Annotated in this window: 11 protein-coding genes and 1 pseudogene; 4 read left to right on the top strand and 8 right to left on the bottom strand. The window is 69.3% G+C overall.

Annotation, left to right across the window (positions count from 1 at the left end):
* Window positions 1–16: 16 nt before the first annotated feature.
* The 4 genes from FAB82_RS09030 to FAB82_RS09015 form a co-directional block, all read right to left on the bottom strand.
* Window positions 17–871, bottom strand: a complete 855-nt coding sequence (locus FAB82_RS09030; RefSeq protein ID WP_136534218.1) for a hypothetical protein — start codon at window positions 869–871, stop codon at window positions 17–19.
* Window positions 872–989: 118 nt separating this feature from the next.
* Window positions 990–1,346, bottom strand: a complete 357-nt coding sequence (locus FAB82_RS09025; RefSeq protein WP_136534217.1) for an ArsR/SmtB family transcription factor — start codon at window positions 1,344–1,346, stop codon at window positions 990–992.
* 409 nt (window positions 1,347–1,755) lie between these two features.
* Window positions 1,756–2,775: a LacI family DNA-binding transcriptional regulator gene (locus FAB82_RS09020; RefSeq protein WP_136534216.1), complete on the bottom strand. Its 1,020-nt coding sequence runs from the start codon at window positions 2,773–2,775 to the stop codon at window positions 1,756–1,758.
* 34 nt (window positions 2,776–2,809) lie between these two features.
* The gene (locus tag FAB82_RS09015) at window positions 2,810–3,643 is read right to left on the bottom strand and encodes an HAD family hydrolase (RefSeq protein WP_136534215.1); all 834 of its coding nucleotides are present in this window, start codon (window positions 3,641–3,643) and stop codon (window positions 2,810–2,812) included.
* 80 nt (window positions 3,644–3,723) lie between these two features.
* On the opposite strand from FAB82_RS09015, the gene radA reads away from it, so the two are divergent.
* Both radA and FAB82_RS09005 read left to right on the top strand, forming a co-directional pair.
* Complete coding sequence (gene radA, locus FAB82_RS09010) at window positions 3,724–5,136, top strand: DNA repair protein RadA (protein WP_136534214.1); 1,413 nt, start codon at window positions 3,724–3,726, stop codon at window positions 5,134–5,136.
* A gap of 94 nt (window positions 5,137–5,230) precedes the next feature.
* A pseudogene (locus FAB82_RS09005) lies at window positions 5,231–5,665 on the top strand (VOC family protein); the annotation flags it as partial.
* Between the two features lie 124 nt (window positions 5,666–5,789).
* On the opposite strand, the gene FAB82_RS09000 reads toward FAB82_RS09005, so the two are convergent.
* Window positions 5,790–6,323, bottom strand: coding sequence for a hypothetical protein (locus FAB82_RS09000; RefSeq protein ID WP_136534212.1), 534 nt, complete (start codon window positions 6,321–6,323; stop codon window positions 5,790–5,792).
* A 92-nt stretch (window positions 6,324–6,415) separates the two neighbouring features.
* Between FAB82_RS09000 and FAB82_RS08995 the strand changes: the two genes are divergently transcribed.
* A complete protein-coding gene (locus FAB82_RS08995) occupies window positions 6,416–6,787 on the top strand; it encodes a VOC family protein (RefSeq protein ID WP_136534211.1) in 372 nt (123 codons plus the stop codon).
* A gap of 13 nt (window positions 6,788–6,800) precedes the next feature.
* Here the strand turns inward: FAB82_RS08995 and FAB82_RS08990 are convergent, their stop codons facing one another.
* From FAB82_RS08990 to FAB82_RS08980, 3 genes are all read right to left on the bottom strand, one after another.
* Window positions 6,801–7,868, bottom strand: coding sequence for a DUF6282 family protein (locus FAB82_RS08990; RefSeq protein ID WP_136534210.1), 1,068 nt, complete (start codon window positions 7,866–7,868; stop codon window positions 6,801–6,803).
* A gap of 176 nt (window positions 7,869–8,044) precedes the next feature.
* Window positions 8,045–10,789, bottom strand: a complete 2,745-nt coding sequence (locus tag FAB82_RS08985) for a helix-turn-helix transcriptional regulator (protein ID WP_168801505.1) — start codon at window positions 10,787–10,789, stop codon at window positions 8,045–8,047.
* 108 nt (window positions 10,790–10,897) lie between these two features.
* The gene (locus FAB82_RS08980; RefSeq protein WP_136534208.1) at window positions 10,898–11,500 is read right to left on the bottom strand and encodes an NADPH-dependent FMN reductase; all 603 of its coding nucleotides are present in this window, start codon (window positions 11,498–11,500) and stop codon (window positions 10,898–10,900) included.
* A 307-nt stretch (window positions 11,501–11,807) separates the two neighbouring features.
* Between FAB82_RS08980 and FAB82_RS08975 the strand changes: the two genes are divergently transcribed.
* Window positions 11,808–13,196, top strand: coding sequence for an MFS transporter (locus FAB82_RS08975; protein ID WP_136534207.1), 1,389 nt, complete (start codon window positions 11,808–11,810; stop codon window positions 13,194–13,196).
* Window positions 13,197–13,233: the final 37 nt, after the last annotated feature.

Genomic DNA, 13,233 nt, shown 5'->3' with positions numbered 1-13,233 from the left:
ATGGGTGGGCGCCGATTCAGGCGTAAGAGTCCCAGCTCGCCAGGGCCGTCTCGACGGCCGTGTCGCCGCGCCGGGGCGGCTCGGGCAGGGCCATGCCGAACCCGTTCTGCGTCAGCAGATCGTCGTATTCGGGGCTGCCGTAGGAGCGCACCAGATTCGCGGCGGCCTCGCGCTTGTCGTCGCCCAGACCGGCGGACACCAGCATCGGGTACTCGAACTGGCCCACTTGGGCCGCGCCGCTGGGCACCTGGAGGTCGTCGCCCTCCTCGGTGTTGTGCATCGCGACCTCGGGGGCGGACATGACCGGGTAGGCGCCGTCGGCCTCGGCGCCGTCGACGGTGTCCTGGTCGACTCCGAACATGACGATCCACATCAGGCTTCCCGCGTCCTGGCGCGGATCGTCCAGGGCGACATCGGAGTCCTCGGGGGTGATCGCGTTCGGATCCTCGCCGACGGGCAGCGCGAGCCCCACGGCGGACGAGGCGGTGGAGGGCTCGAGGACCTCCCACTGATCGGCCAGACCCGCCTCGGGCAGGCCCAGCCACAGCTCGGTCTCGGGAATCCACACGTCCGCCTCGGCTTCACCGATCGCGGCGCTGTCGACGGCGGTCACGGTGAAGTCGGCGCACACGTCGGACCCGCGCGACGGCGCCCCACCGCCCTCGGCGATAAAGCGCTCGAGCACCGGGGCCAGCTCGGGAGCCGCCGCCACCGTCAACGACGTCTCGGTCCCGCAGGACTGGACGTGGGCGATGGCGGCGTTCAACGTATAGACCGTGACCGGCGCGAAGATCGCCAACAGCGCGGCGCCGCCCAGCAGACGACGGCCCTCCTTCGAGAGCCTGCGCGGTTTTCGATGCCTGCCGGTCATGTTACGAGTGTATGACCCGACGCAAATTGAGTCGAGCGCCCGTTTTTCAGTTACTTACAGTGGACTGAGTGTGATTCGGCGGCCGCCTCCGGGGAGGCGGCCGTCGGTCACCTGTTCTCTAGCGCCGACGGCGGCGCTTCGGCGGCGTCAGCAGATCGGCCACGATCCGCATCGTGTCGGGCACGAGGCGGAAGTAGGCCCACACACCGCGCTTGTCGCGCTGGACGACCCCGGCCTCGGCCAGGATGCGCAGGTGGTGGCTGACGGTCGGCTGCGAAAGACCGAGTGGTTCGGTCAGTTCGGCCACGCAGGCCTCCTGGTCAGGAGAGGCCTGAATGAGGCTGATCAATTGCAGCCGATTCGGATCGGCAAGTGCTTTGAGGACACCTGCGATGCGCTCGGCGTCGGCCTTGCTCAGCGTTTCGCCGCTGACCGGCGAGACGGGAGTCTCGGCCTCGACGGTGACTCGCACCATGATCGTGTTCCTTCCGGATTGTTTCCAGGCGGGGCTGGATTCGGCCGCGCTGCCATTAATCCAGTTCCAACCCTGAATATGCCCTCGCTGTGTAGCCGTACGGTAACGACGACGATTCCGGCACGCAAAGGCTTCGGTTCCTTGGGTGAGAAGAAGCCGCACCAAAGCTTCTATCGCATCCAATGCCGAGACTACGCCGTAGCTGCAAGTCGATCCAGCGTCAACGCCGGATCAATTCGTACGCCACACCTCGAGAAATTCAGTGAATCCGAAACTACCAGGTGTTACATCCAGGTTCGCAAATATTTAAGCGTTTTCCAATTTTCCAATGAGACGAAGATCACTCAGAGTAAGTGATCAATGCCTAGCACTGCGTGATAGCCCTGGTGAGCCTGGGTCTGGAGACATCTCACTTGCGCGGAGCGGCCGTCGAGTCGCGCTCGATGAGCTCGGCTTCGATCGACAGCTCATCGGGGTAGTCGGCGCCCTCTTCCAGGGCCGCTTCGAGTGCCTTGACGCCCATGTCGTGCAGGGGCAGCGCGACGGTCGTCAGGGACGGGGTCAGGTCGCGCACGACGGGGATGTCGTCGAAACCGGCCACCGAGACCTCGTCGGGAATCCGCACGCCGCCCTCGCGCAGCGCCGTGCACAGGCCCGTCGCCTGCACGTCGCCGGTGACGAACACCGCGGTCGGCAGGTCGGGGCGGTCCAGCAGCATCCGCCCGGCCCGATAGCCGCCGTCCCGGGTGAACTCGGAGGCCACGTGGACCACGTTCGCGTCGGTCGGGAGCGCCGAGATGAACCCGTCACGCCGCTCGCGCACCACCTGCAGCTGCTCGGGGCCCGACACCAGCGCGAAGTCGTGGTGGCCGAGCTCTACCAGGTGGCGCGCCAACGCCGCCGCGCCCTCGCGGTTGCCCGGCCTGACGACGCGGCCGGGCAGGCCCGGCTGGCCGACGCTGACCACGTTCGCGCCGAGTTCGAGGAGATCGGCGAGGTGGTCGGCGAGGCGTTCCTCGGCGGCCTCGTCGGTGGTCCGGGAGCCGGCGACGATGACCGCGCGGGGACGGTAGCCGCGCAGGGAGTCCAGGTGCTGGATCTCGGAGTCGGGGTCGATGCCGGTGTCGGCGATGAGGACGCGGACGCCGCGTCGGGAGGCCTCGGCGAGCACGCCGCCGGCGATCTGCCCGAAGTAGGGGTCGGTGACGTCGTGGAGGAGGAGCGCGACGGTCTGGGAGGTGGCGCGGGCGAGGACCTGGGCGCCCACGTTGGGGGCGTAGCGCAACCGGCGCGCCGCTTCGCGGACCCGCTCGGAGAGCTGGTCGCTCACCCGGTGCGGGGAGCCGTTGAGCACGCGGGAGGCGGTGGCCACCGAGACACCGGCGGCTCGTGCGACGTCGGCCAGTCTGGCCGGTTGTTTGCGTTCCATTTCGCTGAGGCTACTCACTTCAGGAAAGCGCTGCTCAATCGGTCCTGAACCGTCGTTCTCTCCATACTCGCCAAACCACATACGCCACGACCGCAACGCCGATTCCGGCGGCGGCATATTTGATCTGGGTGGGCCCGGACATGGGTTGGCGCAGAGCGACGGGGCGGCGGAACGTCAACTGCGGCCAGTGCTCTTCGAGGGCGAGGCGCCGCAGTCCCCGGTCGGGATTGACGGCGCGGGGGTAGCCGACGGTGCGGAGCATCGGCTCGTCGGTGATCGAGTCGGAATAGGCGAAGGAGGCCTCGAGATCGATGCCGTGTGCGGCGGCGAAGTCCTTGATGGCCTCGGCCTTGGCCGGTCCGGCCGCATAGAACTCGACCTCGCCGGTGTAGCGGCCGTCCTCGCCGATGACCATGCGGGTGGCGATGACGTCGGTGACGCCGAGCATGCGCCCGATGGGGGCGACCATCTCCTCCCCGGAGGCGCTGACGAGGACGACGGAGCGTCCCGCGGCGCGGTGCGCCTCGATGAGGGCGGCGGCCTCGGCGTAGACGAACGGATCGATGAGTTCGTGCAGGGTCTCCTCGACGATGGCGCTGACCTGCTCGGCCGACCACCCCTGAGACAACTGGGCGATGTAGTCGCGGGTGCGCGCCATCTGCGCCTCGTCGGAGGAGCCGCCGAGCCGGAACAGCAAGTGGGAGTATGCGACCTTCAACAGGTCGCGGCGCGCCAGCAGGCCGCCCTGGTAGAGCGGCCGGCTGAACGCGAGGGTGCTGGCCTTGGCGATGACCGTCTTGTCGAGGTCGAAGAACACGGCGCCCCGCGGGTTCGCCGGTGAGCCATTGATCGGCCCGCTTGAGTCCATGCCGCCCAGTCTAGGCACACCCGCCGACGCAGGCCCCTTCTTATCTGTTGGTGTCGGTCCCGGCCCGTAGGCTTGCGCCCATGCCGAAAAGCCAGCGGATCTCCTATGCCTGCGCCGCCTGCGGTGCCCGCGTACCCAAGTGGGTCGGGCAGTGCCCCGAGTGCGACGAATGGGGATCGATGGAGGAGTCCGCGGCCCCACCGCGCCAGGTCACCTCCGGTTCCGGATTCAAGGGCGGCGGCGTGACGGTGCGCCGTCCGGCCACTCCGGCAATGAAGATCGGGACGGTCTCGGCGGCGCAGGCCGCGAGCCTGCCCACCGGGATCGGCGAATTCGACCGGGTCATGGGCGGCGGCATCGTGCCCGGCGGCGTGACGCTCATCTCGGGCGAGCCCGGCGTCGGGAAGTCGACACTGCTGCTCGAAGTGGCGCATCGCTTCGGGGAGGCGGGCTACGGCAAGGCGCTCGTGGCGACCGGTGAGGAATCGGCCGCGCAGGTGCGGCGGCGCGCCGACCGGACCGGATGCCTCTCCGAGGAGCTGTACCTGGCCGCCGAGACGGAGCTGTCGGCCGTGCTCGGCCACGTCGAGGACGTCAAGCCGTCCCTCCTGATCCTGGACTCGGTGCAGACGGTCATCGCCGCCGACGCCGAAGGAGTCCCCGGCGGGGTCACGCAGGTCAAGTCGGTCGCCACCGCGATCACCGCGGAGGCCAAGAGCCGCAATATGGCCGTGATCCTGGTCGGCCACGTGACGAAGGACGGCGGCATCGCCGGGCCGCGCGCGCTGGAGCACCTGGTCGACACGGTGGTGCACTTCGAGGGCGACCGGCACTCGATGCTGCGGCTGTTGCGCGGGGTGAAGAACCGCTTCGGGCCCGCGGATGAGGTGGGCTGCTTCGAGATGACCGAGGACGGCATCGTCTCGCTCGCCGACCCGTCCGGCCTGTTCCTGGACGATGCCCCGAGCGAGCCGACCCCGGGCACCTGCGTGACGGTGACGATGGAGGGCCGCCGGGCGGTGCCGGTGGAAATCCAGGCGCTGCTTGGAAAGTCGGTGAAGGACGGGGCGGTCCCGCGGCACACGGTGTCGGGGCTGGACCAGGCCCGGCTCAATATGGTGCTGGCGGTCCTGACGCGACGCGGCGGCATGCGCCTGCTCGACCGGGAGGTCTACGCGACGACGATCGGAGGCATCAAGGTCCGAGAACCCGCCTCCGACCTGGCCCTGGCGCTCGCCCTGGTCAGCGCGGAACAGGAGATCGCGGTGAGCGCGGACCTGGTGGCGATAGGCGAGGTGAGCCTGACCGGGCAGGTGCGCCGCACGGTGAACGCCGACCGCCGCCTGACCGAGGCGGCCCGTCTGGGCTTCAAGACGGCGATCATCCCGAAGGGCTCGGCTTCGGAGCGGCACAAGGGCATCGAAGTCATCGAGGTGGAGACGATCAACGACGCGAAACAGGCGGCGGCGAGGGCCTGGGCCCGGCGCGGCTGATTCAAGTTCTCGGATTTTCCATGGGCCGATTCCATCTGAACGGGGCATCCTTGTCAGTTGCACCGAGCGCGCCACCAGCGAGAGACGGAAGCCCATGTCCGAACCGGCGATCCGAGCGAACGAGTCCACTGTGCCACTGCTGCCGTGCATCTCCGTGGAGGAGACGCTGCACTTCTACCGGGCCCTGGAGTTCGAGGTCACCTACGAGCAGACCAGGCCGTACCTCTACCTGGCGGTGGAATGGAGCGGCTTCGGGCTGCATTTCGGCAAGCCGCCCCGGGGCATCGACCCCGACCGGGAGGACGCGGGCGGCTGCCTGATCATGGTCGACGCGGTCGCGCCGTACCACGCGGCTTTCGTCCGGGCCATGCGCGAGGCCTACGGGAAGATCCTGGCGAAAGGGCGGCCGCGCATCACCCGCTACCGGCCCGGGGCCAGCCGCTTCACCCTCGTCGATCCTTCCGGCAACTCGCTCATCTTCATCCAGCGCGACGAACCGGCCGAGCCCGATGAGGCGGCGTCGCGGTCGGCCGAGCTCGGCGCGATCGAGTTGACTGCGTCCGAGCGGGCGCGGGTCGAGTCCGAGCTGGGTCACGTTGCGGCCGTGCGGCAGTGGCTGGACGGCTGAGGCGGATCGACCGGGTCCGGGGGCGCTAGTCGGAGCTGTCCGGGGATGCTGACCCCGACCAGGACTCGGGGGCGTTCCCGGTCTGCTTCTCCACGTGGAAGTAGCCGGCCGAGTGCGCGAACAGGGCGAGCACCGCCGCGCTGAGGAAGGCGACTCCGGCGATCCACGACATGTTCCAGAAGGCCGCCACCGCCCCGACGATCGAGGCGCCCTGTCCGATGCTCTTGACGCCGAGCACGATTCGCGCCTTGGAGGTGCTGCTGCGGAAGGACTCATGCCAGTTCAGGACCACCAGCCCGGTGAGCAGCGGGATGCCGATCGCGAAGGAGACGATGCAGACCATGCCGGCGGTGCCGATATCGGTCTCGGTCAGGAAGGGCTGCACCATGAGGATGCCGAAGCCGATCAGCCCGGTGTAGATCAGGTTCTCCTGCTTGATCAACTCGCGGTCGCTCAGCCCGTGGTCGTACTCCGCGTCCTCCTTCAGCAGGTGCGCTCTCGCTGTTCGGTCGTTCGCCGTGGGCTCGTTCACCGCGTCGGATGATGATTCGCTCGTCATATTGAACATTCTTCACCAGTCCGATGAAGACGCAGTGGTCGGCGGCATGGCGTTTCGGGGAGGCGTGGACTGACCTGTGCCACGATGGCGTAATGAGGATCAATCATCAGGTTGTCGTCTTCGACGCCGTTGACCTGGGCGCCGAGAGCCTTTTCTGGGCCGGGGTACTCGACGGCACCGTCGACATCGAGGACGACTGGCACATGGTGTTGGTGAACGGCCGGCCGCGCATCGGGGTGCAGCTCGCGCCCGATCACCGCCCGCCCGAGTGGCCCGACGGGACGCCCCAGCAGGTCCACCTCGACCTGTGGGTGGACGACTTCGACTCCGCTCACGAGAAGGTCATGTCGTTGGGCGCCAAGGTGCTCAAGGAGGCCGCCGGGGGCGAGGGGTCCGATGACTTCCAGGTCTACGCGGATCCGGCGGGCCATCCCTTCTGCCTCTGCTGGGTCAAGGGCTCCTAGGTCCCGTTGCGGCTCAGTCGGTCTCGGGGTAGAGCGGTTTGCGGGAGGCCTTCGGGACAAGCGCGGCGTCGTCCAGTTCCGGGAGTCCCAGGAGCCGGGCGGGGTTGTGGGCGATCATCTGGCGGATCTGCTCGATGCTGAACTCGAAGTCCAGCAACAGGGTCGCCCAGGTGCGCATGCCCTGCACCGCAGAGGGAAGCGCGCGCACGCCGTAGTCGGTGCCCAGGACGACGTTCTCGGTGCCGATCTCGCGCAGCGTGTTCATGTAGTCGGAGACCGGCGCGACGGTGTGCGGCTGCTCGGCCCAGCCGCGGTCGATGTACTCCGCCTCCGCGTAGTAATGCGTCAGGGGCGCGCCGGTGGCGAAGATGTCGACCAGGCAGCCCTCCATGAAGACGCCTTTCGCCGCCAGCTGCTTCTGCTCGGCCACGCTGAGCTGTCCGCGGGCGGGGTGGGAGACCAGGACCTTCGCGACGCCGAAGCGCTCGGCGAGTTCGACCACCCGGAAGACCTCGTCGTGGGAGACGTGCCCGGTATTGAGGTAGACCTCGGGCCGCTCGGCGATCATCTCCATGATCTCGGCGATGTCGTCGGGGACGGGGCCTGAGAGCGGGATCCGGACGGCGCGCGAGAGTTCCTGCTCGGCGAACTTGGGGTAGGCCTGGTGAAGCGGGACGGCCTTGCCGTCGATCATGGTCGACTCGTGGGAGGCCTGGAAATAAGTGCAGTGCGAGCCGAAGCTGATCATGCGGCACCCGCCCTCGATGTTCAGGGCGGTCCGGACGGCCCGGGGGTTGAGACCGCCGTGACCGGAGTTCATGAGGTAGGCGCCGAAGGTCTCGATGCCGGGGACGTGGCGATTGACCAGCCACGAAATGCCGGAGGAGCCGCCGAACACGTCGTAGTAGACGACGCCGCGCATGCCCATCGCGCGGGCCTCCAGCGCGATCTCGATCGGGTCGGCGTGGCCGGAGTTGGAGCCGAGCACCGGGCCGGCGTGGACGTGGGTGTCGATCGCCCCGGTCAGCGGCTCGTTCGGCAGCTCCATCGAACGCGCGCGGAAACTCTCAGACTGGAACACGGCCACTCCCTCTCACTGCGGAACCGATGAAGAACCGGTGGGTCACAGGCGAGTGTAATTTGGTATACCACTAACTTCAAGGGCTGACCCGGCGCCCGGTATCGGCCGCTCGCCCCGTACCGCGACCGGCGCAAAGGCCCTGGCGCACATCGATTTCCGGGACCGGGCGCGGTCGGTCAGAGTCCGAGCTTGACCAGTTCTCCCCGAGCGGCGACGCCGAGTTTCGGGTAGGCCTTGTACAGGTGGTATCCGGCGGTGCGGGGGCTGAGGTAGAGCTGCTCGCCGATCTCGCGGTTGCTCAACCCCGCGGCGGCGAGCCGGACAACTTGCAGCTCTTGGGGAGTGAGCTTCTCGGCCAGGGCCGGGGCGGCCTCGACCGGCCCCGCGTCTCCGGCGGCGCGAAGCTCCCGTTTGACCCGCTCTGCCCACGGCGCGGCGCCCAACCGCTCGAAGGTCGATGCGGCCGAGCGCAAACGGGACTTGGCCTCGTTGACCCTCCTGGCGCGCCGAAGCCATTCGCCCAGGATGAGGTCCGTGCGCGCGGTCTCGAACGGGAAGTCGCCGGATTCGCGGTGCAGGTCGGCCGCACGCTCGTAGTGGGCCCCGGCCTCGGCGTCGGCGGCGAGCAGGCCCCGGCACCGCTCGACCAGGGCTCGCCAGTGCGGCAGCTCCGTCGCCTCGGCCCAGGTCGCGAACCAGTCGAAGATGTCCGCGACGCGCCCGGTCGACTCGGTCCGTACGGCGGCCTCGACGGCGTCGGGCACCGCGATGAGGGCGTCGCCGGGCGCTTCGGAGTCGAGCACGGTCAGGTACCGGTCGAGTGCTTCCTCATTGCGGCCCAAGGTGAGGTCGAGCAGCGCCAGCGGGGCCCCGATCGCGACATTGGTATCGGCGGGGGCGGCGGCGACGGCCTGGTCGATCAGCTCACGGGTGCCGACCTCATCGCCGCGCAGCGCCGCGATCGGCGCGAGCACGTGCACGCGGGTCTTCACCAGCCCGATCCTCTGTCCGACCTCGACCGAGACGTCCAGGGCGTTCTCGGCCAGCGCCTCCGCGTCCGCCCATCGCCCCTTATGGAATTCAGCGGTGCCGTTGATGGTCAGGGCGCGCGGCAGCGACTCGACCGCACCGACCGATCGGATGGTGCGCACGATCTCGATCAGGTCCCGCTCGGCGCCGGCGATGTCGCCGATCAGGACCCGCCACCAGGCGACCATCGTCCGGTCGTGCAGCGAGACGCCATCGCCGAACCCCTGGTGGATGTCGATGAGCCGCCGCAGGGCCGCGATCGCGTCGGCCGGCGTGACGGCGCACGACCGGTTGAGCCCGGCGGTGGCGGCGGCCAGATCGCGAACCCAGGAGGCGTGCTCGATGCCGAGCCGTTCGGCGTGTTCGGCGGCGGTCTCGGCGCGCGCGAAATCGCCTGAGTGCCAGGACAGTTCGACGGCGCGGAACAGCGGGTACCCGGCGGCCTCAGGCTTGGCGGCGGTGAAGTGGTCGGCGGCGTCGAGCCAGAGTCGGTAGGCCGCGCGCATGTCCCCACCCCAGGAGGCGACTGAGGCGGACACGATGGTCGCGTATGCCAAGGTCAACCGGTCATCGGAATAGCGGGCGACCTGTCCGGCCAGGTCGTGGGCCTTGGGGGCGTTCCCGGCCGAGAGCGCGGCCTGGGCGGCGAGCAGGAGTCGGCGGCCTTTGTCGGGCCCGTCCGGAGTGAAGGAGGCGGCTCGTTCGAAGACGGCGTACTCGACCGAGTGACCGCCGCAGTCGGCCAGGCAGGTCCCGGCTGTTTCGAGTGCGGCGACGACCGATTCATCGGGGCCGGTCGTGGCGGCGGCGAGGTGGAAGGGCCGCCGGTGGTCCTCGGGGTCGAGTGCGGCGGCGAAGGCCTGGTGAGCTTCGACGCGGCGGAAGCTCGGCGCGCCCTGGTAGGAGGCGGTGCGGATGAGCGGGTGGCCGAACTCGAAGGCCCCGCCCCGGTAGCGGACCAGGTCGTCTGTCTCGGCGGGAGCGAGGTCGGACAGGTCGGCCCCGAGCCCGGCGGCGGCCTTGAGGATGAGGGCGGTGTCGGCGGTCTCGTCGGCGGCGATGAGCAGCAGCAGGTTGCGGGTGTTTTGGGGGAGCCGGTCGATGCGGTCGCCGAAGACCTGCTTGAGGCGGGTGGTGGTCGAGCGACGCTGGCCGGTCCAGTCGGCGGCCAGGCGGGTCTCGGCCTCGACCGACGGGAGCTCGAGCAGCGCGAGCGGATTGCCCTCGGCGGCTTGGAGGATCCGGCCCCGGGAGGCGTAGGTCAAGGCGCTGGCGCGCTCGGCGAGCAGCCGAGTGGCGGCTTCCTCGTCCAGGGGACCGACGACGAGGTCCTCCAGGCCGGGGGTGGGGAAGTCGGGCGCATACCCCTCGCGGACACCGAAGACCATGGCGATCGGTTCGGCCCCGAGGCGTTTCGCGGCGAACAGCAGGACATCGGCGGAATCGGGGTCGAGCCAGTGGGCGTCGTCGACGACGCACAGGACGGGCCGTTCGGCGGCGGCCTGGGAGAGCAGGCTGAGGGCGGCCATGCCGACGATGAAGCGGAAGTTCTCCGGCGGGGCCGGCTTGTCGGGGGCCGCCGCCAGGCCCAGGACGCGGCTCAGGAGGCAGGCGTGGTGTTCGGGGATCGATTCCAGGTGGCCGGTGAGCGGCAGCAGTAGCGCCTGAAGACCGGCGAAGGACCAGGTGTGCTCGGATTCGACCCCGGTGCAGCGCAGCACGGTCCAGTGCTGGCCAGAATCGGCGTCGGCGGTCTCGGCCGTGGCCGTCAAGAGTGCCGACTTGCCGATGCCGGCTTCGCCTCGCACGACCAGGGCCCGGCCGGTGGAGGCGCGGGCGGCTTCCAGCAGGGATCGGAGGGCGGCGGTCTCGGTTTCGCGTCCGTACAACACGCCTCCAACCCTAACGCCGCTCACCTGAAGCCCAGCTGAAGCGAGGTGATGCCCTGGAGCGCAAGGAGACCATCGCTGTCTCCTTGCGCTCGACGGGTGCGGTCACCTCTAGTACGGCTTGGGCAGCGCGGTGGTGGCGCGGGCGTCGGCGAGGGCCTTCGCCCACCACTGGAGCTCGTCGAGCAGTTTCTTGGCCTCCGGCTCGACCTCGTCGAATCCGGTGAAGTTGCCCTGTGCGTCGAACTTCTGGAAGAAGCGCGGGAAGGCAATCGAGTTCCGGATGGTCATGGTGCGCAGCTCGGGGAAGACCTGGCGCAGGTGCTGGGCGGCGTTCTGGCCGCCGGAGACCTTGCCGCCGTAAGTGATCATGCTGACGGGCTTGGCTGCCCACTCGTTCATGTAGTAGTCGATGGCGTGCTTGAGGGAGGCCGGAATCGACAGGTTGTACTCGCCGGTGACGACGATGAACGCGTCGGCGCGGTGGAGGCGCTCGGAGAGCTTGGTGACGCTTTCGCTCGGGTCCTCCTCGGTCGACCACATGTCGCGTTCGGCCAGGTGCTGCGGCAGTTCGGCGTCGAGCAGGTCGATCAGGTCGACCTCGAAGCCGCCGTGCTGCGCGGCCAGGTCGGCGATCCACTTGGCGGGTACCGGGCTCCAGCGGCCCTCGCGGGTGGTGCCGATGATGACGCCCAGGTTCAGTTTGTCGCCCATGATGTTTCGGTTCCTCTCGTAGCTGGTGATGAGGACGAAGCTACGGACGAGGTGACTGGAGCGGCATCTGTCAGTCGACTGAGCCTTGACCAATACCGTCGACTGATACCCCCTGACCTGCATTTCTATCGAGCGATAGAAACTGTTCGAGGCGGGGCCCGTCCCTCAGCGGCCGGGCGCGAGTGGGCGGACGCCGGGCCATACCGCTTGGACGGCAGAGGGACCGCCCGACCGGCCACACGGCCGGTCACACAGCCAGTCGCCCTACAGATGCCCGGCCGGTCGGTGCGTGAATAGCGTTCCCGGCATGACCACCACCGCTGAATCAACCGCACCGGCCGCAGCGGCCGGAACACCCGAACGGACCCAATGGGGAGCGATCCTCACCCTCGGGTTCGCCCAGCTCATCGTTGCCGGCGGCATGTCCACGCTCGCCGTGGCGCTCCCGTCGATCCGCAGCGGCTTCGCCGTCACCGAGGCCGCGACCGCGTGGGTCCTGCTCGCCTACGCCCTGCCGATGGGCGCGGTCGCCATCGCCGCCGGACGCCTGGCCGACAAGGCCGACCTGCGGGCCGTCGCCGTCCTCGCCATGGGCGGACTGGCGATCTTCTCGGCGGCCTCCGCCCTGGCGCCGACCTTCGGCCTGCTCATCGCCGCCCGGGCCGCGCAGGGCCTGATCGGCGGGCTCCTGTTCGGCATGACCGGGAAGATCGTCGTCACCGCCGCGACCCAGGCCCAACGGGGCCGGGCCCTTTCGGCGATCACACTATTGATGACCATCGGCGCCATGGGGATCGGCGCGGCGGGCGGCCTCATCATCGCCGCCACGAGCTGGCGCGGCCTGCTGTGGGTCTTCTTCGGCCTGGCAGCGGTGGCGGCACTCGCCCTGGCGGCGACGGTGCCCAGCAATGGGACCGGCCTGCCGCGCTTCGGCCGGGAGTTCGCCGTCGACATCGCCACCTCGGGCGGGGCGATCGTCGCGTTCCTGATGTCCTTCGAATACCTGGACACGGACCCATGGATCTCATTGGGGGCCTTGGCCACGAGCGTCGCGCTGGGCTGGCTGTGGACGCGGCAGCGGACGTCGGCGCCGACGGTGGCACTGCTGCGCCGCCCCGTCATGGCCGCGGCGCTGGTGAGCCTGACGCTGATGTCGGCGGTGGCGGGGCTGCTCAACTTCGGTTTCCCTTACCTGCTGAACGACGTGTACGAGGTGCGGCCCGAGCTGATCAGTCTGGCGCTGCTGGCATTCATCGGCGGCGTCGCGGTGACGACGCCGATCGGGGGCGTGCTGGCCGACCGTTTCGGGGCGGGCCGGATCTCGATGGTCGGCGCGGGGCTGGTGCTGGCCGCGCTCGTCCCGCTGCTGCTGGTCGGGGAGAACACGGGCCTGGTCGACCTGGCCGTGCGGATCGGTCTGCTGGGCTTGGCGTTCGGCATCTTCAACACCCCGATGAACGCCCACCTGCTGGCCTCCGCTCCGCCGGAGCAGGCCGGGACGGCGGGGGCGTTCATGGCGACGACCCGGACGGTCGGCACCTCGCTGGGGCCGGTCATCGCCGCCCTCATGTGGAGTCTGGCCTCTACCCCGCTGGACGGCTACCGCCTGTCGGCCTTGGCAATCGCCGCGATCCTGGTCCTGGGAACGGCGGCCATGGCGACGGCGAAGCCTTGGAGAGCCACGGCGAACGCGTGAGCCGCGAACTCGAAGGCGCCCGGCTTATGTAGCTCCT

This window comes from Glycomyces buryatensis (genome assembly GCF_004912275.1).
In the GTDB taxonomy this organism is placed as follows: domain Bacteria; phylum Actinomycetota; class Actinomycetes; order Mycobacteriales; family Micromonosporaceae; genus Glycomyces; species Glycomyces buryatensis.
Note: the sequence above shows the minus strand (reverse complement) of the source record. Positions and strands in the feature narration are given on the sequence as shown.